Raw genomic sequence first — 24,532 nt, forward strand, 5'->3', positions numbered from 1 at the left:
CTTCATTCCTTTATAAACGAAAGAAGTGTTTTGTATTTACATACAGTGTTTCATATGTCTTTTCCACTGAGATAGCTTTCAATTCAGAAAGTTGTCTTATTGTTTGATGAATCATGTTGGGGTGTGTCATTCTTCCGCTAAACGGTCCTTCAAAGGGCCAAGGACCGTCTGTTTCCACCATCATCTGTGAAAGGGGAAAACGCTTAGCGATATGTTGAATTTCTTTTTCGTAAAAAAGGTCAGGAGTAAGCGATATGAAGTGTCCGTTTTGAATGATTCGATCCATATCTGTGTCTGCTCCTTTAAACCAGTGAAAATGAGCATTTTCAATACTATGCCTTTCTAACAGAGAGCAAACGGTTGGCACGTCATCATAAATTGCATGAAGCGAGATAGGAAAGTTTTTCTTGCTAGCCAGCTTTATCCACTCTTCAAGAAGTTCTATATACGGTTCCAGAGAAGAGTTCCAGGAAGTGGAAGTCCGTAAGTAAAAGGGGAGGCCAACCTCTCCAACCGCTATCATCTCATCGAAATGTGTGTACACCCATTGAAAAAGGTCTGCCATTTCTTCGTCTGAACCTATTGCTTGCTCAGGGTGAAATCCAAATGCTGTTTTGACATGTGGGTATATCCTTGAAAGATAAGCGTTTCTTTTACAGGATTCTAAGTCATAGGAAACGCTTATGAGCATTTCAACTTCGTCAAGTGTCTCCATCATCGTATGAATCTCTTCATCTAGGTACTTATCTAGATGTAAATGGCAGTCTGTTATTTTCCTCATTTTTGATCAACCTTTTCTTTTAAAAAATCATGAATCATTTTTTTGTAACGAAGAAATTCTCCGGAGAACATCATTTCCTCGTTTCTTGGTCGCGAGAAGGGAACAACAACCTCTTGTTTGATTCTTGCAGGTTTATCGGATAATACGAGTATTCGGTCGGAAAGAAAGAGTGCCTCCTCTATATTATGGGTAACAAAAATAATTGTTTTTTTGTACTGATCCCAAATCGAAAGTAGCCATAACTGCATTTCCTGACGAGTTAACTCGTCTAAAGCTGAAAATGGCTCATCTAAACATATGATGGGCTGGGGACTTAGAAGTGCCCGTAAAAATGCAACCCTTTGCTTCATACCCCCTGAAAGTTCGTGAGGAAAAGCATTTCTATACTCCATTAGCCCCGCTTTTCGCAGCATCTCCATAGCCATTTCGTAATCCTTTTTAGCTTTCAGCTCTTGGCCAAGAACGACATTTTGAATGATTGTTCGCCAAGGTAGTAAGGAAGGGGTTTGGGGCATATAACTAATATGTCCTCTGTTACCTGTAATGTCATTTCCTTCGAGTATAATGGACCCTGCTTGTGGAGCCTGCAGGCCACCGATTAACTGGAAAATCGTACTTTTTCCACTTCCGGAGGGACCAAGAATCGTTACGAACTCCCCGTTCTTAATAAAGAGGTTGAGATCATGTAAGATTTGTTTATCTCGATAAGAAAAAGACACATTTTGTAATTCAAGATGCTCCACGATTGTTCCCCTCAGCTTTCCAACGAATTATAAATCTCTCCAAACAATTAATCATGATAAAAAATAACAAACTTAATGCCATAATGAGAAAAATGGCAACAAACACGCGATCTGTTCGAAACGATGAGGAAGAGAGTGTCATATAGACTCCAATACCATTTTCTGATCCTAACCATTCAGATATAACGGCTCCCATGACACTGTAAGTCGCTGAAATTTTCAGACCTGAAAAGATTGAGGGAAGGGCAAACGGAAACTCAAGTTTCCAAAATAACTGTCGTTTTGTTGCTCCTGCCATTTGCATATAATGGAAGAGATCTGGAGCAACCTGGCGAAATCCATCCATGGCTGAAATCGTAATTGGAAAGAAACAAACCAGAGTGATAACAATTAATTTTGGTAATAGACCGAAGCCGAACCATATAACAAGAAGTGGAGCAAGTACGATAATGGGTATATTTTGCGATAAAATGAGAAGCGGATATAAAGATTCTTTTAAAAAAGGAATATTATGTAAAATAAAGGCAGTTAACAGACCTACGGTAACTCCAGAAACAAAGCCTAGAAAAATAAGCTGAATGGTGGATGTAAGATGTACAGAGACACTGCTCCAACCATTTATGAGTTCGTTAAAAATTTGTGATGGAGTTGGGAGAAGCCAAGTTGGAACCTGAGTAATTCTTGCGGTGAATTCCCAGCCAATGAATAAAAGGAGGAGAACAAAAATTGGTCTCCACCCTTTTTGTAATTTTTGTATCATGAACGATATTTCTCCGTAAGTGTATCCATTTTTATTCCACCTGGTTGATAAAGAATCTTCACCTGCGAAATAACATTGCTGCTTCCCATTTCAATCATCTTTTCGTTCATTTTCGTAATGACTGCAAAAAGTTCCTGAAGATCACCCTCCATAGTTGTTTCCAAGGGATGAACCTCATACTTTACTCCTGACGCATCAATAATGGCTATTGCTTCATCTACGTAAGGAATCACATTTTCACCGTTTTTTGTCTTAGGGATAATTTGTATACTAACAAGCGCGTTTGCCATATGACCAACTCCTATTGTGGTAAAAATTCATTAGTAAAGGCTTTTTCTGCATCTAACTCTGATTCTAGTAACCCATTTTCAAGCATCCAAGAAGCATAGTTTTCCCATACTTCTAAACGTTGCTGACCCCATTGGTCTGCATCGTCTTGATATTTGGTTGCAAGCCATTCCTGACTTTTCTTAACAAGCTCTGCGTCAAGCTCAGGAGCAGCTTTGATTAGGACGTCCGCCGCATCGGAAGGATTGTCGATAGCAAATTCATAGCCTTTTGAAGCCGCTTTAACAAAAGCTTTTACTGTTTCTGGATCGTTGTTAATCATGTTTTCACTAGTTGTTAACACAGGTGTATAGTAGTCTAGCTTTTCGGAGTAATCGGTTAAGTAGACCATATTTATGTCTTCTCCTCGTAATTCCGCTTCCACGCCTGTCCAACCGTAGTATATCCATGCAAAGTCAATATCACGTTCAACAGCGGTAAAGAAGTCTGCATCGCCTATGTTTACAATATTCACCTTTTCTACATCTGCTTGTTCCTGCTTCATAAGTGAGTCGATGACGGATTCTTCAACAGGTGAACCCCAACCACCATATGTTTTTCCTTCAAAATCCTTAGGAGATTGAATATTTTTAGATGCCGGTGATGCGAAACCAGATGTGTTGTGTTGAATGACCGCAGCTATAGAAACAAGCGGTACCCCTTGTACTCTAGCCTGTGTAATGCCCTCTTGATAACCTACACCAAAGTCTGCTTTCTCAGAAGCAACAAGTTGGTCAGCACCAGCCTCTCCAGGCATCTGAATGGTCACATCAAGACCTTCCACTTCAAAAAAGCCTTTTTCTTTTGCGACATATAGCCCTGTGTGATTTGTATTTGGAGTCCAATCAAGAACGACAGTCACTTTTTTTAATTCAGCACTTGATTCCTCCTTTTCTGTTTGTTGTTCATTTGTTCCTGAACATCCTGCGAGTAATACAGAAGCTGCTAATGCAGCTATCCATTTTGTCATTACTTTCTCCTCCAATGGTATAAGTAGGAATATGAACTGGACTTATAGACGTCAAAAAACGCCGCAGTTTTTGAACCGGGCGCATATATTTAAACAAGTTTATTGTTTAAAGAATATGTTCCCTACGCTGGTATCATCCAGATCAGGTTCAAAGGGTCAGCATCAATTGGATGCACTCTCAACCGGTCTTCAACCGGTCCCCCTACAATTCTTACCTATTTAGTTTGATTTCTATCTCATTATAGCAGAAATTATTTTCTTGAAAAGGAAGAACTTTCTTGAATAGATGAACATAATGATATGTTTGTTATCGCTTTTGTAAAGAACACATTGCAAACTTCATACAGTCACGATAAGATTGAAGTTATGGATGAATTTGTGTAAGGAAAGAAAGGAATTTCTATAATGGCAAAAAATTTTAAAGATGATGTACAATCGCGTCGCACATTTGCGATCATTTCCCACCCGGATGCTGGGAAAACGACATTAACAGAAAAGTTATTGTTATTTGGTGGTGCAATTCGTGATGCGGGAACAGTTAAAGGAAAGAAAACGGGTAAGTTTGCAACGAGCGATTGGATGGAAATTGAAAAACAACGTGGTATTTCCGTTACGTCGAGTGTGATGCAATTTGATTATAATGACTGTCGAGTGAATATTCTTGATACACCAGGTCACCAAGACTTCAGTGAAGATACGTATCGTACTCTTACAGCTGTTGATAGTGCGGTCATGATTATCGATTCAGCAAAAGGGATTGAGGAGCAAACCTTAAAGCTATTTAAAGTGTGTCGAATGAGAGGTATTCCGATTTTTACCTTTATCAATAAGCTTGATCGTCAGGGGAAGTCTCCATTAGAACTATTAGCTGAGCTAGAAGAGGTTATGGGAATAGAATCATATCCGATGAACTGGCCGATCGGTATGGGGAAAGAATTTCTCGGTATATATGACCGTTTCTACAAGCGAATCGAACAATTCCGTGTGGAAGAGGAAGAACGATTTGTTCCGTTAAATGAAGATGGAGAAATCGAGGGAGATCATAAACTAAAGCAATACTCCTTGTATGACCAAACGTTGGAGGAAATTATGCTTTTAAATGAAGCGGGAAATGAATTTTCTCGTGAAAGAATAGCAAATGGGGAACTAACACCTGTATTCTTCGGTAGCGCCCTAGCGAACTTTGGTGTTCAAACTTTTCTAGAAACATATCTTCAATTTGCTCCTGCACCTCAAGCTCGGGAATCTACAGAAGGGGAAATTGATCCGTTATCAGAGGATTTCTCAGGCTTTATTTTTAAGATTCAAGCAAATATGAATCCTGCTCACAGGGACAGAATTGCATTTTTACGTGTTTGTTCAGGAAAATTTGAAAGAGGGATGACAGTCAATATTCCACGCTTAGGAAAGTCAATGAAGCTTTCTCAATCAACACAGTTTATGGCTGATGACAGAAACACGGTTGATGAAGCGGTTAGTGGAGATATTATTGGTTTGTACGATCCAGGTACGTACCAAATTGGAGATACATTGACAGTTGGGAAAAACAACTTTCAATACGAAAAGCTTCCACAATTTACTCCTGAACTCTTTGTTCGAGTTTCTGCTAAAAACGTAATGAAGCAAAAGTCTTTTCATAAAGGAATTCAGCAGCTTGTTCAGGAAGGTGCCATTCAGCTCTTCCGTACGGTTCGAACAGATGATTATTTGTTAGGGGCCGTTGGTCAACTCCAATTTGAGGTGTTTGAGCATAGGATGAGAAACGAGTACAATGCAGAAGTATTAATGGAAAGATTAGGTTCAAAAATCGTCCGTTGGGTTGAAAATGAAGAAATTAATGAAAATCTTTCTAGCAGTCGAAGCCTATTAGTAAAGGATCGCTATGATAAGAAAGTATTTCTTTTCGAAAACGATTTTGCTCTTCGCTGGTTCCAAGAAAAAAATCCAGACATTACACTTTATAATCCTATGGATGATTACCAATAAGTACCTAGAAGTCCTCGTGTTTTGAGGGCTTCTTTTTTCTAGGAAAAAACTCTGCTTTTGGTATAATAGTATTGATTCTTAAGACCTGGAGGAGCTTCTATGAAAAAATGTACCGAATGCGGAGTTAGTTACAAAATTGATACCTCAGGGTACTTATTTATCGAGGGGATGAATAATGAGAATACTTTTACTGAGTATGAATACTCTTCGTTTCAAGAATTAGAAGACCATTTAAATACACTGACTATAGATCTGAAAAATCGTCCGGAAGTAAAAGCAGCTTTATCGAGTGAAAGGGTAAAGCCAATATTATTGACGTCTTTACCTGTTTTATTAGAGAGAGTAAAAAATCGGGAGATTGTTCAAGTAATTCAAACTGGGGAGTTAATTGGACATATACAACCAATCATCGATTTACAGAACAACCAATTATTTGCATTTGAATCTCTTTTACGTACGAATGGCATGAACCAAATGCCACCAGGACAGCTATTTCAGGTGGCAGAAAAAACAGGGCTACTATCGATGCTCGACCAAAGGGCAAGAGAGGTGGCCATACAGACTCGTAGAAAGTATATAAAAAAAGGGGTCAAAAGCTTTATTAATTTTTTGCCATCGACCATTTATAATCCGGAATTTTGTCTACAGCATACCTTTCATCTAGTTAATAGATATGGAATTGATCCAACAGATTTAGTGTTTGAGGTTGTAGAGACAGAGAAAATCGAAGATGTTGAACATTTGCAAAAGGTGTTTATCACTTACAAAAAACAGGGGATGAAGGTAGCCCTTGATGATGTAGGCTCAGGCTTTTCTACAATAGACATGCTAGAACTGCTACATCCCGATTATGTAAAAATTGACCGAAGCTATATTGACCACTGCGATCAAGATAGGCAGAAACAAAAGTTTTTAAGGGAAGTTCAACTAGTTGCACAAGACCTAAACATTCAAGTTCTGGCAGAAGGAATTGAAAGAATGGAAGAACTAGAGTTGTGTAGAGACCTCGGGATGAACCTAGCTCAAGGGTATTTTATTGGAAAACCAAAAGCAGGGGATCAATATCTAAATCTACAACTATAAGAATACTTTTTATGTAAGCTTCTCCAATAATGGGGAAGCTTTTTTAGCAGAGAGTTTGAATACAGCGCTTATTTGCATACGATATTGTGCTTCTTTATAATATGGGGCATAAAAGCTTTCAGTCGGCTGAATCTGTTAGGGTTTGAGAGGAGTTAGCAATCGAATGAAGATTAGCGAATATGCTATAAAAAGACCAGTTTTTACAATTGTCACAATGTTCTTAGTGCTGATTCTAGGAATCGTTTCGGTAGTGAATATCCCTTTAAAGCTAATACCGGAGATAAAACCTCCTGTAGGTGTGGTAGTAACGAATTATCCAGGTGCAAGTCCTGAGGAGATTGTAGAAAAAATAACAAAACCACTGGAGAGTAACTTAGCCACTCTGCCTGGTATAAAAACTCTCACCTCAACCTCACAGGAAGGCGCAAATTTTATCCTTCTTCAATTTTCTTGGACGACACATATTGATGAAATACAGGATGAAATTATTCAACGCATTGATTTAACAACTCTCCCAGACGATGCAGAAAAGCCTAGGTTCTTAAAATTTGACCCTTCGCAGTTTCCCGTAATTCAACTATCGTTAAGTGCGGATGAGAATGAGGAGATGTTGAGACAGTTAGCCCAGGAATTAGAACTGGAGTTAACAAAAGTGGATGGAGTTGCGAGCGTAAATTTATCTGGAACCTCTGCAAAGGAAGTAAAGGTTGAACTTGATCAGGAAAAATTAAAGGCGTACTCATTAAGTCAAAGCGATTTAGTCGATTTGATTCAGGCCAATAATATTTCGATGCCGGGCAACCCAATTTTAACTGAAGGTAAACAACTAACGACAAGAATTATATCCACCCTTGATTCTATAGACACATTACAAAATTTAACGGTGTCAATGAATCCTTTAACGGGTGATGAGATACAGTTACGTGATGTAAGTGATGTAAAACTAGAAAATCAGGATGATCGTACCATTACCCGCACAAATGAAAATCCTTCTGTGCTTCTTAGTGTTCTTCAGCAATCTGATGCGAATACCGCAGAAGTATCTAGAGCATTTGTTCAAGAATTAAAGAAACTGTTGAATAAGGAAAAATATCAAGATATTCAGTCAGATATTATATTTGATCAAGGGGAATACATAAAACAAGCCATAGGAAATATAACAACTTCCTTACTCCTTGGTGGCCTATTTGCAATGCTAGTTCTTTTTTTCTTTTTAAAAAATGTAAAAAGTCCACTGATTATCGGTGTTTCTATTCCGTATTCAGTTATTTTTACCTTTGTATTAATGTATTTTTCAGATTATACACTTAATATTATGACTCTTGGAGGACTAGCATTAGGGATTGGAATGTTGGTGGATAACTCCATCGTGGTCATTGAAAATATTTATCGTCACTTGGCGTTGGGCAAGAATGCAAAGGAAGCGGCTCGTGTTGGCTCACAAGAGGTAGGTGGGGCCATCACTGCTTCTACTCTTACAACAGTTGCTGTCTTTTTACCAGTTGTTTTTATTACAGGAATTATTGGAGAGCTTTTTAAAGAATTTGCTGTGACCATTTCGTTTAGCTTAATAGCGTCGTTGTTAGTATCGTTAACTGTAGTTCCTATGCTAGCAAGTAGGTTATTAAAGGCATCTATACATAATGCTGAGAAGGAAAGACAAAGCTCCTATGTTCTTCTTAGGCTTGAAAAGGGAGTGAGATGGTGTTTACAACATCGAATATTTGTTTTAATCGTTTCGACTTTGCTATTAGTTGGAGGAGGGTTTAGTTTAACAACTGTAGGTATGCAGTTTTTACCGAAAACGGACGAAGGATTTTTTACCATTCGTGTCAAGTTAGGAAATGGAATGGCGTTATCAGAAACAGAAAAAGTACTAACTTCCATTGAAAAAGAGCTTAAAAAGGAATCGGATGTTGAGACATTTGTTAGCCTAATTGGAACAACACAGGAGGGCTCCTTCAGAGGAGCAAGAAACGCGAATGAAGCAGAGATGTACGTAAAAATGAAACCGCTTAATGAACGTACACGCTCCATCTTTCAATTTGCGGATGACGTAAAGGAATCAATTGAAGCGGCAGCAAAGTCCACGAATAAAACCGCTAAACTATCATTTAATATGCAGTCAACTGCTGGGTCGAATCCCAATACCCTTACATTCAGCATCCTGGACACGAAAAAGGAGAGGCTAGAAGAATCGGTTGGTAAAATCTATGCAAGGTTGAACAAACTGAGTGAAGTAAATGAGGTTACAACAGACTTAATGGAACAACTAGAAGAAATTCAGATCACGGTGAATCGAAAGGAAGCATTAAAGCAAGGCTTGACACCAGCGGCAGTTGCGATGATTGTAAATAACGTAACTCGTGGGAGTGTTGCCACCCAAATAGTAGATGACAACTCAGAGATCTATCGAGTAATTGTTGAATATGATAAATGCGTAAGCGAAAGTATGGAAAGCATAAAAGGACTGCTAATAAAAAACCCTGCTGGAAACTATATTGAGTTAGGTGATGTTACCAATATTAACCGTGGATATGGACCTGTCAAAATAGAAAGAATTAACCAACAGGCTGCTGTTCAATTTACTGTAAAGTATAAAGACACGACGAATCTCGGTTTTATTTCAAGAAAAGTGGATCGAGAGATTGAAAACTTGAAACTAGCAGATGAAACAGAAGTTGTTTTTAGTGGGGATCGTGAATTGCTTGATAGTGCGTTAAATCAATTGTTATTAGCATTTGTCTTGGCTATTACGTTTGTGTATCTCGTTATGGCAGCGCAATTTGAGTCCTTGAAATATCCACTTGTTATCATGTTTACGGTTCCGTTAATGGTTATAGGAGTTGCCCTCGCTCTGACCATTACAAACACGCCAATTAGCTTGACCGTTATCATTGGAGTAATTGTTCTAGCAGGGATTGTCGTTAACAATGCAATTGTAATAATAGACTATATCAATCAAAAGAAGAATCAAGAAATGGAAACGACTGAAGCAATTGTAATTTCTGTAAAAGAACGGTTTCGTCCGATTCTAATGACCGCTTTGACAACGATTTTGGGACTTATTCCGCTTGCGCTTGGTATAGGGGATGGTACAGAAATTAATCAGCCTATGGGGATTACGGTGATTGGTGGATTAATCAGCTCGACGTTCTTAACATTGTTTGTTATCCCAGTTGTTTATAGCCTTTTTGATAGAGGAATTTCGAAAATTAATGGAAATAATGTCTAATGTCGAAAAATGTAGGAAAAGTCTTGCATGTTCAAGTGATAATTCTTCTTTATTTCGTACAACCTATAAGTAATGAAAATTAGCTGGTGATTAGGATGAAAAAACAAGGGAAGTTAGAAGCTGTATTGTGGAGTATTGCGCTACCTGGATTTAGTCAGCTTCTTAGTGGAAGCTACGTGAAAGGGGTACTATTTGTACTACTTGAGTTTGTTGTTAATGTAATGAGTAATTTTAATGAGGCCATTATGTTAAGTTTTTTATGGGAGATAGATCAAGCATTTGCAGTACTTGATTATCAATGGCTGATGTTTTACCCTTGTCTTTATATGTTCGCTATGTGGGATGCATACCGATCTGCAATGCCAGAAACGGAGGAATACTCTTATCTTCCTTTTGCTTTCGGAGCTTATTTAGTTACGGTCGGGTTGATGTTATCAAAAAAAGTGAAGCTTTTTGGTGTCGTATTTGGACCAATCTTTCTTCCTATGATTTTTTTGGTGCCTGGATTGCTTATTGGTTTCGTGATCAGATACCTAATTTTAAGAGCAAAGGTACCAAAAGTGAAGTTCTAACTTTTTGTTAGAACTTTTTTTGTTTTTTCTACTTTTACACCCCCATAGCATTCACATGTTGCTCGTAGGTATTTAGTGACTAGAAGATAGCGGCCGCTTCTTACAATACAACTGAGGTGAATAAGATGAACAAACATACAATCTTTGATATGAACAAAATTATAAAAGGAGCCTTTGCTATTGTTTTAGCTGGTTCACTTTCATTGACAACATCTAAAGCATTTGCAGATGAAAATGAGAATACAGAATCTCAAGCGGTTGAACAAACAGTTACAAGTGAAGAAACAAATACAAACGAGGAAGTTATTTCTTTAGATGACGCACTCGTTGATGAAAATACAAACGAAGTAGAAGAGCCAGAGCTATTACCAGGAGATTTCTTCTATTTTGCAAAAACGGCGTTAGAAAAAATACAGTTAATCTTAACTTTTGATGATGTAAAGGAAGCAAAGTTACTAGCTGAATTCGCAACAGAAAGATTAGCAGAAGCAGAAGCATTATTCTCAGCAGGTCAAGAGGAAGAGGCTTTAGCTGTAATGGAGAAAGCTTTAGAAAATCTATCTGTTGCTGAAGAGACAGTAAGTGAAAATACAGATGCAACTGAGGAAACAACAGAAGAAGAGGTTGATCCTACAGAAGCAACAGAAGAAGATGTAGATGCAACGATTGAAATTATTGAGAATGATGAAGAAGTAGTTGAAGAAACGGAAGAAGTTGAAAAGCAAATTTCTCAAAATATAATTGCTCTCACAGCGGCAATGGAAAAAGTAAAAAATCCTGTGGCTAAAGCAGCTCTACAAAAGAATATTGAAAAGAGTTATGCAAAACTAGCTAAAAAAATGGCTAAGCTTGAAAAGAAAGCGTCTGAAGAAGAAAGTGAAGAAGTGACTCCAGTTGACACTGAAGATGAAACAACAACTGAAGAAACAGATTTAACAGTAGTAGATGAAACAACTACTGAGGAAGAGGTTATCGAAGAAAATACTGAGGCAGTAACGACTCCTGCTCCGGCTGCAAAAGTAACAAATCAAGTGAAGGTTGATCAAGCTCAAAAGAAAGCTGAAAAGCAAGAAGTAAAGCAGGAGAAAAAAGCTGAAAAGCAACAAGTAAATAAGTCAAATAATCAGCAAAAATCAAATGCGAGTGAACAAAAAGAAAACGGAAAAAACTAACATTTCTTCATAAAAAGAGGCCATTTTTTAAATGGCTCTCTTTTTTCCAAAAGCTTACCCTTAAAAATCCCAACAAAGTATCGTATGATATATGGTGATAAGTGAGGTGAAGCTGTTGTTAGGTTTATTATTTTTACCAAAAAAGAAAAAACGCACATTAGAAGAGACTGTTTTTGCCATTCAAAATGGAGATCAAGGACTTCAAAATGAACTCATTCATCAATATAAACCCTTTATTGCAAAAACGGTATCTTCCGTTTGTAAAAGATATATTAGTGAAACAGACGATGAGTTTAGCATCGGATTAATTGCATTTAATGAAGCGATACAAAAGTATAGTTCAGATAAAGGCAGCTCCCTGCTTAGTTTTGCAGAGGTTATTATAAAAAGGCGAGTAATAGATTATATACGTCAGCAAATCAAGCATCAAAATCTATCAATGGATGTTAATGGATTTGAGGAAACTGATGAAGAGGTTACTCAGACTAGTCTAGAAGCAAATATGTCCCTAGATGAGTACTACAAGAAAACGGACGAAGAGTTAAGAAGGCAAGAAATCATGCATTTCTCAAAGCTTCTAACGGAATTTGATCTGTCTTTTAAAGATTTAGTAGAGAACTCTCCAAAGCATGCGGATGCAAGAAAAAACGCCATGCTAGTTGCCAAGGAAATCGTTTCTAATGAAGAGATCAAGCAAATTTTAGTAGAGAAAAAGAGACTCCCAATCAAACAAATTGAGGATTCTGTAAGTGTTAGCAGGAAGACGATCGAGCGGAATCGAAAATATATTATTGCTATATCTATTATCTTAATGAATGATTATTTATATTTACAGGATTATGTCAAAGGGGTGTTGGAAACGTGAAACAAGGAATCATAATGGAAGTTAATGATCGTTTTTTAACCTTATTAACCCCCGAAGGTGAATTTTTAAAGGCACCTAAACAAAATAGGAATTATCAAATAGGACAAGAAATCTCCTTTGTTCCGGTTGAGAAAGAAAGTTTCTTTAATGGATGGAGCAAGGTTTTTCATAAAAAAACAGCAGGAATACTTGTCGCAGCTTCTCTTCTTCTTTTATTTACTTTCATTCCATCTAGAGTGGATAACGAAGTTTATGCTTATATGTCGATAGATGGAGAATCAAGCATTGAACTTGCTGTAAATAAAGATCTAGAAGTGATAGACGTGATTGCTTATAACGAGAGCGGTAAAGAAGTTATTGCTGACATTGATTGGAAAAATGAGCAAGTTGATAAAGTATCATCTGAAATCTTATCTAGTATTGAAAACCAGGAAGTAAATTCTGAAACGCAGGAAATTGTCGTTGGGACGGTCTTTGCTGGTACTCAAGTAAACAAAACAGATGAAAAACTTCATCAAGTGATTGATTCATTAAAGAAAGAAACTGAAGTGGAAATTGCCGATGTTCAAGCGACTGCTGAAGAAAGAAAAGAGGCAAAAGAACAAGGTGTGTCTGTTGGTAAATACAAAGCTCAGCAAGCAAAAGAGAAAGCAAAGGAAAAGAAAGAAGATAACATGAAGCAAGAGGAGACATCAGTAGAAACACCTGCTCCAAGCGTGACTGAACCAAATAACAATACAACAAATATACCTGCAGCTAATAATAATGGGAATGGAAACGCCAATCCAAATGCTCAAAAAGATGAACTGAAGCAACCACAAAACTCTGGAAATGGTAAATCTAATCAAAACAATCCCGGACAACAAAATAATGAAATAAAAAAAAATGAAAAAAATATGAGTTCAGTAAAGAAACAAGAAAAAACAAATAATGGTAAAAAAGAAGAAAAGCCCCGCAAATAATGCGGTGGCTTTTTGCCATTTATATGAAGTTTTTTAAAAATTACGACCTGACATTTGTGCCTGTGCTTGTTTTACAAGTCGCTTTGTAATTTCTCCACCAACTGAACCGTTACCTCTTGATACTGTATCTCCACTTAACGTAACGCCGAATTCTTGAGCGATTTCGTATTTAACTTGATCTAAAAATTGCTCCACGCCTGGAACTAAAAGCTTGTTACTATTCCTTGCCATAATCTCAGCTCCTTTTTTTAGTAATTACAGAGAAAACATCTCTGTATGTGTAGTATGCAAGTAATGACTTAATTACATAAGTGGTAAGTTTTCGTATTTGAGGGAAAAGTGGTATTAATCTTTCCCATGACTAACATCTTTTGTAGGGTGCATAAAAGGGTATCCCTTTGGTTTTTTCTTACTTTCCACAAGTTCCCTATTTTCACTTGTATTCCATCCAATATCATTTGTCGGATGTACCCATTCGTCTCCTGACATAATGGCAGGATCCGTATCCTTACTCCATTGTTCTAATGGCGAATTAGGTGAAGCATATTGGCTATCTCCGATAACAACCCCTTGAGAGTTAATAAATGGTGGTTGAATGGTTATGCCTGTACCCTTGAAGTCAGGAGAGTTTATTTGATGTGGTAATGTCCCGTCAATTGAATAATTTTCTTCGATCTTCTTTCTTTTTTTGCTCATAGCATTCATCCCTTTTTCTTTTATATTTTGTTTTCAGTGGTTTTTTATAAGTAGAAAATGAAGACAAAAAAAGGAAGATTGAAACATGAAAGAAGAGTGAAAAATATATGTAATTCCATTAAGGAGGAATGAAAAATGGCTAAAAGAAAAGCAGAGCGAGATGCAGCCGTTAAATATAGCAAAACACCTAAGAAAAATGTAAATGAATCTGAATTCTCAGCAGAATTCACTTCTGATGAGAACACGATGAAGGGATTTAATCGAAATTCTAAACAAGGAAGAAAAGGTAGATCCTAATGAAAAATAAAAAACAAGCACCAAATGTTGAATTTGGAAGTGAGTTTGGTGATATCAATGCAGCAAAACATTATGAAGTTCCACTAATGAATAGTGAAAAAAAGCAAGGAAGTAAGAAAAAGCAAAATAAGAAAAACTAAGGAGGTGCTTAAAAGCACTCCTTAGTTTTTTATCATTTTTTTGTTCCGAATAATAGTGATTGTTGCTTAGTAGGTTCAAAATATGCTAACAGACTTGTTTTTCTTCGTAAAAATACTCCTGTTTGCATATATTCTTGATAGTCAAAAGAAAGCTCTTCTACGATGGAATGCTTGTAAAGCTCCTTCTCTTTAATACCTAAAGCCGCAAAATCTTCTCCTAATAGGCGAGGCTCCTCAAGAAACATGTGATAAAGTGCCGATCTATCATCCTTCTCAAGACGATCTTCCCACCAGGATTTTCGTGGTTTAAATTTTGCATTCTCCAAATAGTCTATCTTCATTAAGCTTAAGATAATATCTTGGTCAGGAAGATTTATGGATTTGATAAAGTCAAACAAACGCTTAAATAAATCTTCAAGCTGGTGACCTATTCTAGACCATCCTCTATCTTCCCAATAAGACCCAAATTGTTGAAAAAATTCAAAGGATGAAGAGAAGGAGTTCGTAACTAAATATTCAATCGTATGGTCCATACGATGATCATTCCAATACTTCTCTAGCACGTCTTCAACTTGTTTGATTTTAATAATATCATCAAAGGATAAAACATTATTACCTAGTATTTCATAAGGGGACTGGTCCATATAAATGTATTGATGGTCTGCGGCTCGTAAACGCAAACCAGTACCTCTTAGCATTTTTAAGAATCCTAGTTGTAGTTCCTCAGGTCTCATCTCAAATACATCATTAAATGTCTTTTTGAACGTATCATAATCTTCTTCAGGGAGCCCCGCAATTAAGTCAAGATGCTGATCAATCTTCTTTCCTTCTTTAACCATCGTTACGGTACGAGTAAGCTTCTCAAAGTTTTGTTTTCTCATCACAAGCTCATTTGTATAATCATTTGTAGATTGAACACCAATTTCAAAGCGGAATAAGCCTGGAGGTGCTTCTTGGTTTAGAAATTCGATAACCTCAGGTCGCATGATATCAGCAGTAATTTCGAACTGAAACACTGTGCCAGGTAAATGCTCGTCTATAAGAAAACGAAACATTTCTAGAGCATAACTACGGCTAATGTTAAAGGTTCGATCAACAAACTTAATAGTTTTTGCACCGTTTTTCATTAAATAACGGATATCTTCTTTAATTTTTTCCCGATCAAAATAACGTACACCTACTTCAATAGAAGAAAGGCAAAATTGACAACTGAAAGGACATCCACGGCTAGTTTCAATATACGACACTCGTTTTCCTAGGTGTTCAATATCCTCTTTAAAACGGTATGGAGAAGGAAGTTCACGTAAATCGAGCTTATGACGCTGCGGATTTAGTTTGATTTCTCCAGTCTCGGTACGGTAGGAAATTCCAGCCACTTGTCGATAATCTTTCTCAGAGTCAAACTGCTGAAGGAGATTTTTAAATGTTTCCTCACCTTCACCAATGACAATAAAATCAAATTGAGGTACTTTTTCCATCCATTCCATCACATCATAAGTGACTTCAGGACCACCTACTACTATTTGAATCGAAGGATTAATCTTTTTAATCATACTAATGACTTTTATTGTTTCTTCAATATTCCATATATAACAGCTAAATCCAATTACATCCGGCTTTCTTTGGACAAGGTCTGTCACTATATTCATAGTTGGATCCTTGATCGTATATTCTGAAAGCTCTACTTCAAATTCAGGTTCTGCATAAGCTTTAAGATAACGAATAGCTATATTTGTATGAATAAATTTTGCGTTAAGTGTTGCTGCAATAACTTTCATCTTTTGCTCCTTTGTGTTTCTTGATACAATCAGTATATTTTATCATATTTTCTCCAAATATAGAGAAGGGAAAACATAACATACATACGCATAGAAAAAAAGGAAGCCGAAGTCTTAATGACTGAGCTTCCTTTTTTCTATATATTGCTGAAATCTTGTAAAGAATTGCTTCATGCGTGACATCTTTAGTTCTATTAAAGGCTGTGCAAAGGTCGTAAAAAGCTTGCTTGAGAGCAACACTGTAATAACAAATGAAATTAATAGAAGCAGAAAGAAGGTTTCCATATTATAAAAATAATCTTGTACTTCGCTATGGCGAAATGGCTGAACAATAAATCCGTGAAGCAAATAGACGTAAAGTGTATTTTTCCCAAAGGGAGTAAAGAATAATTGCCTCTTAGGAATGAGTGAGAAAAAGGCTAGAACCAGCAAAGTACTTAGCAAAAGAAGCCCCAATCGCATCATAGGTGCAGTATAGATTTCTGCGCCTAATGCTTCGTAAGGTTTTGATCCAAATAACCATTGATAGTTCATATCAGGTGCTACATAAAAACCAGTGAAGACGATAGCAAATAGAATAAATGATGCTGCTCGGTACGGTGCACTTGTAAGGACTTTAAAATGCTCCTTTTTTAAATAAAACCCAAGTAAAAAGAGTGGGAAAAATACAAATGTCCTTGAGAGACTTAAATAATTCGTCATCCAATCTACATACCCAACAAGTAAACTTAGAATAACAGCAACCGTAAGGGCAATTTTCCTATCCACTTTCGTAAAAGCAAATAAAAATAGATTCCAAAAGAAAAGACTGATTAAAAACCAAAGTGACCAATGGGGATCAAATGGGTCCACAACAAAAGTCTCTTTTGAATCTAAAAAGAAATAGAAAACCGAATATATTAGTTGGAAAATTAAATAAGGAATAATTAGTTTAAGGGAAATTTTCCGTAAATAGCCTTCCTTCTGAAATCCTTTAGCAAAGTAGCCTGAGATGAGAATGAAAGCTGGCATATGAAAGGTGTATATCGTTTTATATATAGTATAGACCGTATGGTGGTCTTGAATGAACGATTGGATTAAGTGACCAAACACAACAAAAAAGATTAAAATAAATTTTGCATTATCAAAGTAGTAGTCTCGTTTTTTCATCTTATCCTCCTCCCGAAAGTCTACTATTTCTTACCCTTTTTTTCTAGTCATAAAACCTGACACTTTTTGCCAACCCTCTTTTTGATCTGTTTTAGTACATGGATTTATCTGTTATATAACGGATTTCGCTTAATTTTACAGGGAAAATCAAAGAAAAAAGTAGCTGTTTCATAAAAAAATTGCAATTGTTTGATATTTATCACAGCGTAAAATAGCTCATTGCCTTAAAATTTAAACAATTACGTTTCGTTTGGGAGGGGCTTATGTCAATTTTACCTGTTAAAAATGAGTTAGGTTTTTTTGAAATACGATTGGAATCTATCGGAGGATTAGGTGCGAACTTAGCCGGAAAAATGTTAGCTGAATCTGGGGTACTTGGGCATGGATTGAATGGTTCAAACTTTTCTTCCTATGGTTCAGAAAAGAAAGGCTCACCAGTAAAGAGCTTTATCCGGTTTTGCGATGCTGAAGTCGCCATTAGAGACCATAGTCCAATAGAGCAGCCTCATGTAATTGGGGTTTTTCACGAGGCTTTATATAAAACGGTTGATGTCGTAAGCGGTTTAACTGGTGACGGTATTGTATTGGTTAATTCAACTAGAGATTTTGATGACGTGAAAAAAGACTTGAAACTTAACTATGGTACACTGGCCATCGTTGATGCACTGAGCATTGCCGTTGAAGAAAAAACAAAAGTGAATACTGCTATGCTAGGTGCCTTATTCCGCATATGTAGTTTTTTAAATCCTGAATCTATGCGGAATGTTATTCGAAAAACTTTTGAAAAGAAATATCCTCACTTAGTAGAACCGAACATTCGTACATTTGATCGTGGATATAATGAAGTGCAATTCAAAACTTACGAGGTACCAGAGTATGCGGAAGGACGATCCTTTACAAGACCTGTGCCGCAGCTTGGATATAACACACAGGCTATTGGGGGAGTAATGATTTCTCAAGCGAATAGTATTTTGAAGGATTTAAGTGGCTCTAGACAAGGGTTTGTTCCAGAATTCCATCAAGAAAAATGTATCAATTGTGCTGCTTGCGATACAGTTTGTCCTGACTACTGCTTCGTTTGGGAAGAAGGCGAAGATAAACGAGGCCGAAAGCAGACGTTCCTTAAAGGAATTGACTATCAATATTGTAAAGGCTGCTTGAAGTGTGTAGAGGCATGTCCGACAGAAGCGTTAAATGACCTTCGAGAAATGATTGGTTATGCAAAAGAACATTCAGTAAAACAATACTTTCCATTTGTAGGGGGTGTAAGGTAATGGCAACTTTAGAAAAAGAATTACAAGCAATGGGTTTGCCTGAACAATTAGCTACATTTGAATCTGGGAATGAAATGGCCGCTATGGCAGCAGCTCAAATTAACTATCATTTAATGGGATACTTTCCTATTACCCCATCAACAGAGGTAGCACAATATTTAGATCAGATGAAAGCTCGTGGGGAGCATAATATAAAATTGATTGCAGCGGATGGAGAGCACGGTTCTGCAGGTATTTGTTACGGAGCTGCTGTAACAGGTGCACGTGTGTTTAATGCGACAAGTGCAAATGGATTAATGTATATGCTTGAACAGCTTCCAGTTCAATCTGGCACAAGATTCCCGATGGTTATGAATCTGGTTACTAGATCTATTAGTGGACCGCTAGATATAAGAGGAGATCACTCTGATTTATATTTTGCGTTAAATACGGGCTGGGTGATCTTAACGGCAAGAACGCCTCAGGCAGTATATGATATGAACATAATGGCTCTAAAAATAGCTGAGCACTCAAAGGTCAGATTACCGGTGATAGTCGCTTATGATGGCTTCTTTACTTCTCATCAAAAGCGTAAGGTAAACTATTTTAAAGATCGAAAAGTAGTACAAAATTTTGTAGGAGAATGTCCAACTGATTATCATTTTGCTCGAGACCCTAAAAAACCTGTCACTATCGGAGCACATATGAATGGTGATGATCTATTAAACAACCATTTCCAGCAATCGGAAGCAATGTATGCAGCTGGCGATGTTTTTAAAGAGGTAGCAGAGCAGTACAAAAAAATATCAGGTAGGGAATATCCCGTACTTGACCTGTACGGAATGGAGGATGCAGAGGTTGCTTTATTCTTATTAAATTCTGCGGCAGAATCTGCAAAGGATGTAGTAGACCAGCTCCGAGCTAAAGGAATAAAAGCTGGAGTAATCAGCCCAAATATTATTCGTCCATTCCCTTCTGAACAGATTCGTGAGGCACTGAAAAATATAAAAGCACTTCTTGTTGGGGAACGAGCAGATTCATATGGAGCAAACGGACCAAACCTCACTCATGAGGTGAAATCTGCCTTACAGGAGGATAAAGAAAATCAAACACTTGTATTAAGTCGTGTTTTCGGACTTGGAGGAAAGGATTTTTACGCCGATGATGCAGCGAAGTTCTTTGAGCTTGCTCTTGATGCAAAGGAAAAAGGCTATGTTGAGAAGGCATTTGATTACTATGGTCATGTGCCTGGTGAAGTTGAAAATGTGCTGAAACCAGTTATAGAACCTCAGTATGGAGATGCATTCAAAACGGGGTTAATTGAAGTGAAACAAGATGAAGAAACGAAAAAGCTCAAGGTGAAAATTCCGCCTTTACGAGCTTTGACGACAAAGCCAAAGAGACTAGCATCAGGACATGGTGCTTGTCCTGGGTGTGGAATCTTCCCAGGTCTCGAGCTATTCTTTAAAGGAATAGAAGGGGATGTGGTGGTTTTATTCCAAACAGGCTGTGCATATGTTGTCACAACTGCGTATCCACATTCATCTCATAAGCAAACCATGATTCACAATTTATTCCAAAATGGTCCTGCAACTTTATCAGGAACACTTGAAGCATTTTTAGAGTTAAAGGAAAGAGGAGAAGTACCGGTTTCAGATGATGTCACGTATGTGATGATTACTGGTGACGGTGGGATGGACATTGGTATGGGTTCTGCAATTGGAACGGCCTTAAGAAATCATAAACTGATTATGCTTGAGTATGATAATGAAGGATATATGAATACTGGGTCACAAATGTCTTATTCTACTCCAATGGGTCATATGACAAGCACAACCAATGTAGGAAAAGCACAGCAAGGAAAGGCATTCCACCATAAAGATACCGCACAAATAATGGCGTCAACGAATATACCGTATGTGTTTACTGGTACAGAGGCATTTCCACAAGATTTGATAAAAAAAGCGGCAAAGGCACAGTGGTATGCTCAAAATGTGGGAACAGTTTATGGAAAGATCTTAATTACTTGCCCACTAAACTGGAAGTCTGAGGAAAGATTTGGTCAAACCATTATGGAAGCTGCTGTAAATTCATGCTTCTTTCCTTTATATGAAGTGGAACAAGGGGAAACGACCATTACGTACAATCCGGAAGATAAGAAAAAGCGTATACCATTGTCAGATTGGTTAGCCTATATGGGTAAAACCAAACACTTACTGAAAGAAGAAAACAAACCAATGCTAGATGATTTTGGTAAGGAAATTGAAGCGAGATGGCAACGTCTGAAGGCAAAGCACGAAAATCCATTATTATAATAAGAAGGAGCAAAGTTAACTACTTTGCTCCTTTTACTTTTAGGTTCGAAATATTTTTACAATTTTTATTTTAAATTCATAGTGGAGAAAGGTACACAGCAAATTAAGATATAGAACTAAGAGAAAATGAAAAAGTTCGCTTTCATTAGAAAGCGTTCTTTTTTCCTATAGAGGAGTTTTGGGAATAGTGTAGAATTCATAATTAAGAAGTTCCTTTATAAGGAGAGATACCGTGAATACGTTCCTTTCAAGTATAGGTATGGAGAATGTGCGAATCAATCAAATGAAGAAAAATAATATAGAGATACCAATTGAGGATCTGTTTAAATCATTTTTTATAGAATCGCTTGATGCGATTATTTTCTGGAATGAAAATATGAGTGTCATTGATGCAAACGATGCAGCCTGTCGCTTATTTGAATGTAGCCTTGATATATTAAAGCAATATCCTATTGATACTTTTGTGTACGAAAAGGATGAAAAGTATTATGCTATCATACAGGACTTAAACATAAGAGGATCCATTCGAGACGAATTACTATTTCAAATGTACAATGGTCAAATGAAATATCTTGAGTTTTCTACCAAGCTTTTTGTCGTTGATGGATATCATATGACCATTTTTAGAAATGTGACTGAACGGTACCAAATGGAAAAAAAACTAAGAGTGAGTGAGCAAAAATTCCGAAAGATTTTTGAAGGCTCTCTTGACGGAATGTTATTATGGGATGAAAATCAAAGAATTATTGATGTGAATCCTGCCGGTGAAAAGTACTTGAAAGCAAATAAATATGAAGTTGTCGGAAAAACAATGCGTGATTTGCTGATCAATTGTCATTTCCCAGATGACGAGTTAAATGAAGTTACAAAAAATCTCATGATTGAAGGTCATGCAACAGGTACGTTAACATTAACGACAAGAAGTGGGAAGACTTTGCATTATGAGTATTCCACGAAGCAAAATGTAGTAAGCAACCTAAGTTTAACAACCTTCAGGGATGTTACGGAAAAGCTAGAAATGGAGGCAAATCTTCATAAATCTGATACCCTTAGTGTAATCGGTCAGTTGGCAGCTGGAGTTGCACATGAAATTCGTAATCCTATGACTGCATTGAAAGGGTTTATTCAGCTTTTAGAAGACTCTAGTGAAGGAAAGCATCCCATGTATTTTGATGTGATTTCAACTGAACTGAATCGTATTGACGCGATAATAAATGAATTTTTAATTTTAGCTAAACCACAAGCGATTAAATTTGTGGAGCATAGTATCACTCAGATCATGTCTGAAACAGTCAATCTATTAAGTGCCCAAGCAGTTTTGTACAATGTTCAGTTCCTCCTTCATTATGATGATGATTTACCAACATTAATCTGCGAGCCTAATCAGCTGAAAAAGGTCTTTATTAATATGATTAAAAATGGCATAGAAGTTATGCCGAGCGGTGGATTTATCACGATTTCAATGAATCCAACAACAGATAATCGGATACATATTTCCATAAAGGATGAAGGCTATGGCATACCGGAGGAAAAACTGAAAAAACTCGGTCAGCCGTTCTATACGACAAAGGAGAGGGGAACAGGCCTAGGTCTTATGGTTTCTTATCGGATTATAGAGGAGCACGAGGGTACGATTAAAGTCGAAAGTGAAGTTGGTAAAGGGACGGTTTTTCATGTGTATTTACCAGTCGGAAAATAAAGGTGGGTTCATGTATGAATAGATGGTATGGAACGGTTGAATCGCAGTTAGGGACTATTTATATAGTAGTAGAAAATGGACTAGTATCGGCCGTTCATATTGGAGAAGAGGATTTTCAGGAGCACGAAAGAGGTCAGCAGACGATCCTTTCACTTGAAAATGAACTGGTAAAAGAAGCAGTGAAGCAAATGGAGGATTACTTTTCAAAGAGAAGAAAGGACTTTGATTTGCCACTTCAAATGGAAGGTACTGAGTTTCAGCGGTCTGTTTGGAAGGTCCTTTACTCGATTCCATTTGGAACAACATACAGCTATCAGGAAGTAGCAGAAAAGATTGGAAATAGTAAAGCGGTCCGTGCGATCGGACAGGCGAATAAAGCAAACCGTCTTCCTATTATCATTCCATGCCATAGAGTTATAGGGAAAAATAAGAAGCTAACAGGCTATGCAGGAACACGTATAGATATAAAGGAAAAGCTCCTTACATTAGAAGGAGCTGGCTTTAAACAATAGTAAGATTACGAGTAGAGAAACCTTCTACTCGTATTTTTTTGAGTTTAAAAATGTAACTAACTCTTCAATGGATGTGAATTCATTACGCTTAAGAATTAATTCTCTACCTAACGCTAATGATTTTTCTTTCGCTGTAATTCGTTCCTTTTCATCCGAAAGACCATCCAAGTCTGCAACATGGGCAAGACCGATTGTTCTTCTTATAAGTTCACATCCAGCAAAACCAACCGCATCCTGAAAGTATTTTTGTAGAGTAGAAGAAAGGAAACCATCAATACGTGCAAATGGTTCTAAATTGTCATGTTCCCATAGAACTGAAAATTGATTTTCATACACATTCCAGAATGTTCTTACATGTGAGTATACCGCATCGGATTTTTCCTCGAAGGCAATTGCTTGGAACAATAAATTGGCAATTACTTGCCCTATATCAAAACCGACAGGACCAAAGTAAGCAAATTCCGGGTCAATTACTTTTGTTTCTTCCTTCGAAACAAATAAACTGCCTGTATGAAGATCGCCATGTAAAAGTGCCTCTGCTTCCGTTAAAAAGCTTTTTCTCAGTAACGCTACTTGAAGTTTTAACTCTGTATCATTCCATAGTTTTTCAACTGTTGAAGTGAGCTGTGGTTCAAAATCATTTGTTTCTGCATCAAAGTAAGGATCTGAGAAAATTAGATCCTCAGTAATTTTACATAATTCTGGGTTAATAAATTTTCCAACAAGCTCTTTCTTTTGGCCCTTATCCAAACCAAACTCCGATGTGAAAAAAGTTGTATTGGCTAAGTATGTTCCAAGATGACTTGCAAGCAGGGGATATTCGTTTCCATCAATTAACCCTTTTCTGGCGATAGTCAAATGAGATAAATCTTCCATAATCGTTATAGCTAACACTTCGTTCGTATAATACACTTCAGGAACAAATTCTGGAGCGTGCTTTTTAAATAGTTTTAATGCTTCTGCTTCAATAGTTGCTCGTTTTATAGTGAGTGGCCATGACTCTCCTACTACTTTTGCATATGGAAGAGCTTGTTTTATAATGATGCCTTTTCCATCTTGATCTTTAATATGAAAAACTAAATTTAAGTTTCCATCTCCTATTTCTGTACACGATAGAGTACTATTTTCGGAGAATAAATTTCTCTCTTTTGCTAGTGAGATGGCTGTTTCTTCTGTTAATGGTTGATAGGTTTCTTGTACTACTGTTGACATAATGATTATCCTCCTATTGCATAAA

General features: G+C 37.0%; 23 protein-coding genes and 1 riboswitch. Of the genes, 13 read left to right on the forward strand and 10 right to left on the reverse strand.

Features of this window, described 5'->3' with window-relative positions; genetic code table 11:
• Positions 1-10: 10 nt before the first annotated feature.
• Genes ACRX5O_RS13255 through ACRX5O_RS13275 form a run of 5 tightly spaced genes read right to left on the reverse strand, consistent with a single transcriptional unit; the run spans position 11 to position 3,581 of the window.
• A complete protein-coding gene (locus ACRX5O_RS13255) occupies positions 11-781 on the reverse strand; it encodes a TatD family hydrolase (protein WP_433906392.1) in 771 nt (256 codons plus the stop codon).
• A complete protein-coding gene (locus ACRX5O_RS13260) occupies positions 778-1,524 on the reverse strand; it encodes an ABC transporter ATP-binding protein (RefSeq protein ID WP_433906393.1) in 747 nt (248 codons plus the stop codon). Before ACRX5O_RS13260 ends, ACRX5O_RS13255 begins: the two co-directional genes overlap by 4 nt.
• On the reverse strand, positions 1,511-2,284 hold the full coding sequence (locus ACRX5O_RS13265) for an ABC transporter permease (protein WP_433906394.1): 774 nt from the start codon (positions 2,282-2,284) through the stop codon (positions 1,511-1,513). Before ACRX5O_RS13265 ends, ACRX5O_RS13260 begins: the two co-directional genes overlap by 14 nt.
• Entirely contained in the window at positions 2,281-2,574 is a 294-nt protein-coding gene (locus tag ACRX5O_RS13270) for a thiamine-binding protein (RefSeq protein ID WP_433906395.1), read from the reverse strand. Before ACRX5O_RS13270 ends, ACRX5O_RS13265 begins: the two co-directional genes overlap by 4 nt.
• An 11-nt stretch (positions 2,575-2,585) precedes the next feature.
• Positions 2,586-3,581, reverse strand: a complete 996-nt coding sequence (locus ACRX5O_RS13275; RefSeq protein WP_433906396.1) for an ABC transporter substrate-binding protein — start codon at positions 3,579-3,581, stop codon at positions 2,586-2,588.
• Between the two features lie 102 nt (positions 3,582-3,683).
• A riboswitch (TPP riboswitch) is annotated at positions 3,684-3,795 on the reverse strand.
• A gap of 191 nt (positions 3,796-3,986) precedes the next feature.
• Here ACRX5O_RS13275 and ACRX5O_RS13280 point away from each other — a divergent pair.
• From ACRX5O_RS13280 to ACRX5O_RS13310, 7 genes are all read left to right on the forward strand, one after another.
• On the forward strand, positions 3,987-5,567 hold the full coding sequence (locus ACRX5O_RS13280; RefSeq protein WP_433906397.1) for a peptide chain release factor 3: 1,581 nt from the start codon (positions 3,987-3,989) through the stop codon (positions 5,565-5,567).
• A 99-nt stretch (positions 5,568-5,666) separates the two neighbouring features.
• Positions 5,667-6,650 (forward strand): EAL domain-containing protein, encoded by a 984-nt coding sequence (locus ACRX5O_RS13285; protein WP_433906398.1) that lies wholly within the window; start codon positions 5,667-5,669, stop codon positions 6,648-6,650.
• 163 nt (positions 6,651-6,813) lie between these two features.
• Positions 6,814-9,885, forward strand: a complete 3,072-nt coding sequence (locus ACRX5O_RS13290; RefSeq protein WP_433906399.1) for an efflux RND transporter permease subunit — start codon at positions 6,814-6,816, stop codon at positions 9,883-9,885.
• A 95-nt stretch (positions 9,886-9,980) separates the two neighbouring features.
• Positions 9,981-10,457, forward strand: coding sequence for a hypothetical protein (locus ACRX5O_RS13295; RefSeq protein ID WP_433906400.1), 477 nt, complete (start codon positions 9,981-9,983; stop codon positions 10,455-10,457).
• 125 nt (positions 10,458-10,582) lie between these two features.
• Positions 10,583-11,629, forward strand: a complete 1,047-nt coding sequence (locus ACRX5O_RS13300; RefSeq protein ID WP_433906401.1) for a DUF5667 domain-containing protein — start codon at positions 10,583-10,585, stop codon at positions 11,627-11,629.
• 115 nt (positions 11,630-11,744) lie between these two features.
• Positions 11,745-12,494 carry an RNA polymerase sigma factor SigI gene (gene sigI, locus ACRX5O_RS13305; RefSeq protein WP_433906488.1) on the forward strand — a complete coding sequence of 250 codons (750 nt, stop codon included), beginning with the start codon at positions 11,745-11,747 and terminating at the stop codon, positions 12,492-12,494.
• Positions 12,491-13,456, forward strand: a complete 966-nt coding sequence (locus ACRX5O_RS13310) for an anti-sigma factor domain-containing protein (protein WP_433906402.1) — start codon at positions 12,491-12,493, stop codon at positions 13,454-13,456. The genes sigI and ACRX5O_RS13310 overlap by 4 nt, the downstream gene beginning before the upstream one ends.
• 33 nt (positions 13,457-13,489) lie before the next feature.
• Here ACRX5O_RS13310 and ACRX5O_RS13315 read toward each other — a convergent pair whose 3' ends face one another.
• Positions 13,490-13,687 carry an alpha/beta-type small acid-soluble spore protein gene (locus tag ACRX5O_RS13315; protein ID WP_119707319.1) on the reverse strand — a complete coding sequence of 66 codons (198 nt, stop codon included), beginning with the start codon at positions 13,685-13,687 and terminating at the stop codon, positions 13,490-13,492.
• Positions 13,688-13,801: 114 nt separating this feature from the next.
• Positions 13,802-14,152, reverse strand: coding sequence for a DUF3905 domain-containing protein (locus ACRX5O_RS13320; RefSeq protein WP_433906403.1), 351 nt, complete (start codon positions 14,150-14,152; stop codon positions 13,802-13,804).
• A gap of 135 nt (positions 14,153-14,287) precedes the next feature.
• On the opposite strand from ACRX5O_RS13320, the gene ACRX5O_RS13325 reads away from it, so the two are divergent.
• Both ACRX5O_RS13325 and ACRX5O_RS13330 read left to right on the forward strand, forming a co-directional pair.
• Positions 14,288-14,449: a protein YkzP gene (locus tag ACRX5O_RS13325; protein ID WP_162927708.1), complete on the forward strand. Its 162-nt coding sequence runs from the start codon at positions 14,288-14,290 to the stop codon at positions 14,447-14,449.
• Complete coding sequence (locus ACRX5O_RS13330) at positions 14,449-14,589, forward strand: hypothetical protein (protein WP_433906404.1); 141 nt, start codon at positions 14,449-14,451, stop codon at positions 14,587-14,589. Before ACRX5O_RS13325 ends, ACRX5O_RS13330 begins: the two co-directional genes overlap by 1 nt.
• 32 nt (positions 14,590-14,621) lie before the next feature.
• Here ACRX5O_RS13330 and ACRX5O_RS13335 read toward each other — a convergent pair whose 3' ends face one another.
• Positions 14,622-16,367 carry a B12-binding domain-containing radical SAM protein gene (locus ACRX5O_RS13335; protein ID WP_433906405.1) on the reverse strand — a complete coding sequence of 582 codons (1,746 nt, stop codon included), beginning with the start codon at positions 16,365-16,367 and terminating at the stop codon, positions 14,622-14,624.
• Positions 16,368-16,481: 114 nt separating this feature from the next.
• The gene (locus ACRX5O_RS13340) at positions 16,482-17,516 is read right to left on the reverse strand and encodes an acyltransferase family protein (RefSeq protein WP_433906406.1); all 1,035 of its coding nucleotides are present in this window, start codon (positions 17,514-17,516) and stop codon (positions 16,482-16,484) included.
• 263 nt (positions 17,517-17,779) lie between these two features.
• On the opposite strand from ACRX5O_RS13340, the gene ACRX5O_RS13345 reads away from it, so the two are divergent.
• The 4 genes from ACRX5O_RS13345 (at position 17,780) to ACRX5O_RS13360 (ending at position 23,295) form a co-directional block, all read left to right on the forward strand.
• Complete coding sequence (locus ACRX5O_RS13345; RefSeq protein WP_433906407.1) at positions 17,780-18,790, forward strand: 2-oxoacid:acceptor oxidoreductase family protein; 1,011 nt, start codon at positions 17,780-17,782, stop codon at positions 18,788-18,790.
• Entirely contained in the window at positions 18,790-21,084 is a 2,295-nt protein-coding gene (locus ACRX5O_RS13350; protein ID WP_433906408.1) for a thiamine pyrophosphate-dependent enzyme, read from the forward strand. Before ACRX5O_RS13345 ends, ACRX5O_RS13350 begins: the two co-directional genes overlap by 1 nt.
• Before the next feature lie 232 nt (positions 21,085-21,316).
• A complete protein-coding gene (locus tag ACRX5O_RS13355) occupies positions 21,317-22,783 on the forward strand; it encodes a PAS domain-containing sensor histidine kinase (protein ID WP_433906409.1) in 1,467 nt (488 codons plus the stop codon).
• A 14-nt stretch (positions 22,784-22,797) separates the two neighbouring features.
• Positions 22,798-23,295: a methylated-DNA--[protein]-cysteine S-methyltransferase gene (locus ACRX5O_RS13360; RefSeq protein ID WP_433906410.1), complete on the forward strand. Its 498-nt coding sequence runs from the start codon at positions 22,798-22,800 to the stop codon at positions 23,293-23,295.
• Positions 23,296-23,319: 24 nt separating this feature from the next.
• Here ACRX5O_RS13360 and mtnK read toward each other — a convergent pair whose 3' ends face one another.
• Positions 23,320-24,507: an S-methyl-5-thioribose kinase gene (mtnK, locus tag ACRX5O_RS13365; protein ID WP_433906411.1), complete on the reverse strand. Its 1,188-nt coding sequence runs from the start codon at positions 24,505-24,507 to the stop codon at positions 23,320-23,322.
• Between the last annotated feature and the right edge of the window lie 25 nt (positions 24,508-24,532).

The sequence above is a fragment of the Robertmurraya mesotrionivorans genome, assembly GCF_050971805.1.
Taxonomy (GTDB): domain Bacteria; phylum Bacillota; class Bacilli; order Bacillales; family Cytobacillaceae; genus Robertmurraya_A.

Excerpts from the sequence above, each read along its gene's own strand:
- ACRX5O_RS13280 (WP_433906397.1), top strand. The coding sequence starts at position 3,987 with ATGGCAAAAAATTTTAAAGATGATGTACAATCGCGTCGCACATTTGCG.
- ACRX5O_RS13275 (WP_433906396.1), bottom strand. The coding sequence starts at position 3,581 with ATGACAAAATGGATAGCTGCATTAGCAGCTTCTGTATTACTCGCAGGA.
- ACRX5O_RS13350 (WP_433906408.1), top strand. The coding sequence starts at position 18,790 with ATGGCAACTTTAGAAAAAGAATTACAAGCAATGGGTTTGCCTGAACAA.
- ACRX5O_RS13315 (WP_119707319.1), bottom strand. The coding sequence starts at position 13,687 with ATGGCAAGGAATAGTAACAAGCTTTTAGTTCCAGGCGTGGAGCAATTT.
- ACRX5O_RS13345 (WP_433906407.1), top strand. The coding sequence starts at position 17,780 with ATGTCAATTTTACCTGTTAAAAATGAGTTAGGTTTTTTTGAAATACGA.
- mtnK (WP_433906411.1), bottom strand. The coding sequence starts at position 24,507 with ATGTCAACAGTAGTACAAGAAACCTATCAACCATTAACAGAAGAAACA.
- ACRX5O_RS13325 (WP_162927708.1), top strand. The coding sequence starts at position 14,288 with ATGGCTAAAAGAAAAGCAGAGCGAGATGCAGCCGTTAAATATAGCAAA.
- ACRX5O_RS13265 (WP_433906394.1), bottom strand. The coding sequence starts at position 2,284 with ATGATACAAAAATTACAAAAAGGGTGGAGACCAATTTTTGTTCTCCTC.
- ACRX5O_RS13295 (WP_433906400.1), top strand. The coding sequence starts at position 9,981 with ATGAAAAAACAAGGGAAGTTAGAAGCTGTATTGTGGAGTATTGCGCTA.
- ACRX5O_RS13290 (WP_433906399.1), top strand. The coding sequence starts at position 6,814 with ATGAAGATTAGCGAATATGCTATAAAAAGACCAGTTTTTACAATTGTC.
- ACRX5O_RS13255 (WP_433906392.1), bottom strand. The coding sequence starts at position 781 with ATGAGGAAAATAACAGACTGCCATTTACATCTAGATAAGTACCTAGAT.
- ACRX5O_RS13270 (WP_433906395.1), bottom strand. The coding sequence starts at position 2,574 with ATGGCAAACGCGCTTGTTAGTATACAAATTATCCCTAAGACAAAAAAC.
- ACRX5O_RS13285 (WP_433906398.1), top strand. The coding sequence starts at position 5,667 with ATGAAAAAATGTACCGAATGCGGAGTTAGTTACAAAATTGATACCTCA.
- ACRX5O_RS13320 (WP_433906403.1), bottom strand. The coding sequence starts at position 14,152 with ATGAGCAAAAAAAGAAAGAAGATCGAAGAAAATTATTCAATTGACGGG.
- ACRX5O_RS13340 (WP_433906406.1), bottom strand. The coding sequence starts at position 17,516 with ATGAAAAAACGAGACTACTACTTTGATAATGCAAAATTTATTTTAATC.
- ACRX5O_RS13335 (WP_433906405.1), bottom strand. The coding sequence starts at position 16,367 with ATGAAAGTTATTGCAGCAACACTTAACGCAAAATTTATTCATACAAAT.
- ACRX5O_RS13360 (WP_433906410.1), top strand. The coding sequence starts at position 22,798 with ATGAATAGATGGTATGGAACGGTTGAATCGCAGTTAGGGACTATTTAT.
- ACRX5O_RS13300 (WP_433906401.1), top strand. The coding sequence starts at position 10,583 with ATGAACAAACATACAATCTTTGATATGAACAAAATTATAAAAGGAGCC.
- ACRX5O_RS13330 (WP_433906404.1), top strand. The coding sequence starts at position 14,449 with ATGAAAAATAAAAAACAAGCACCAAATGTTGAATTTGGAAGTGAGTTT.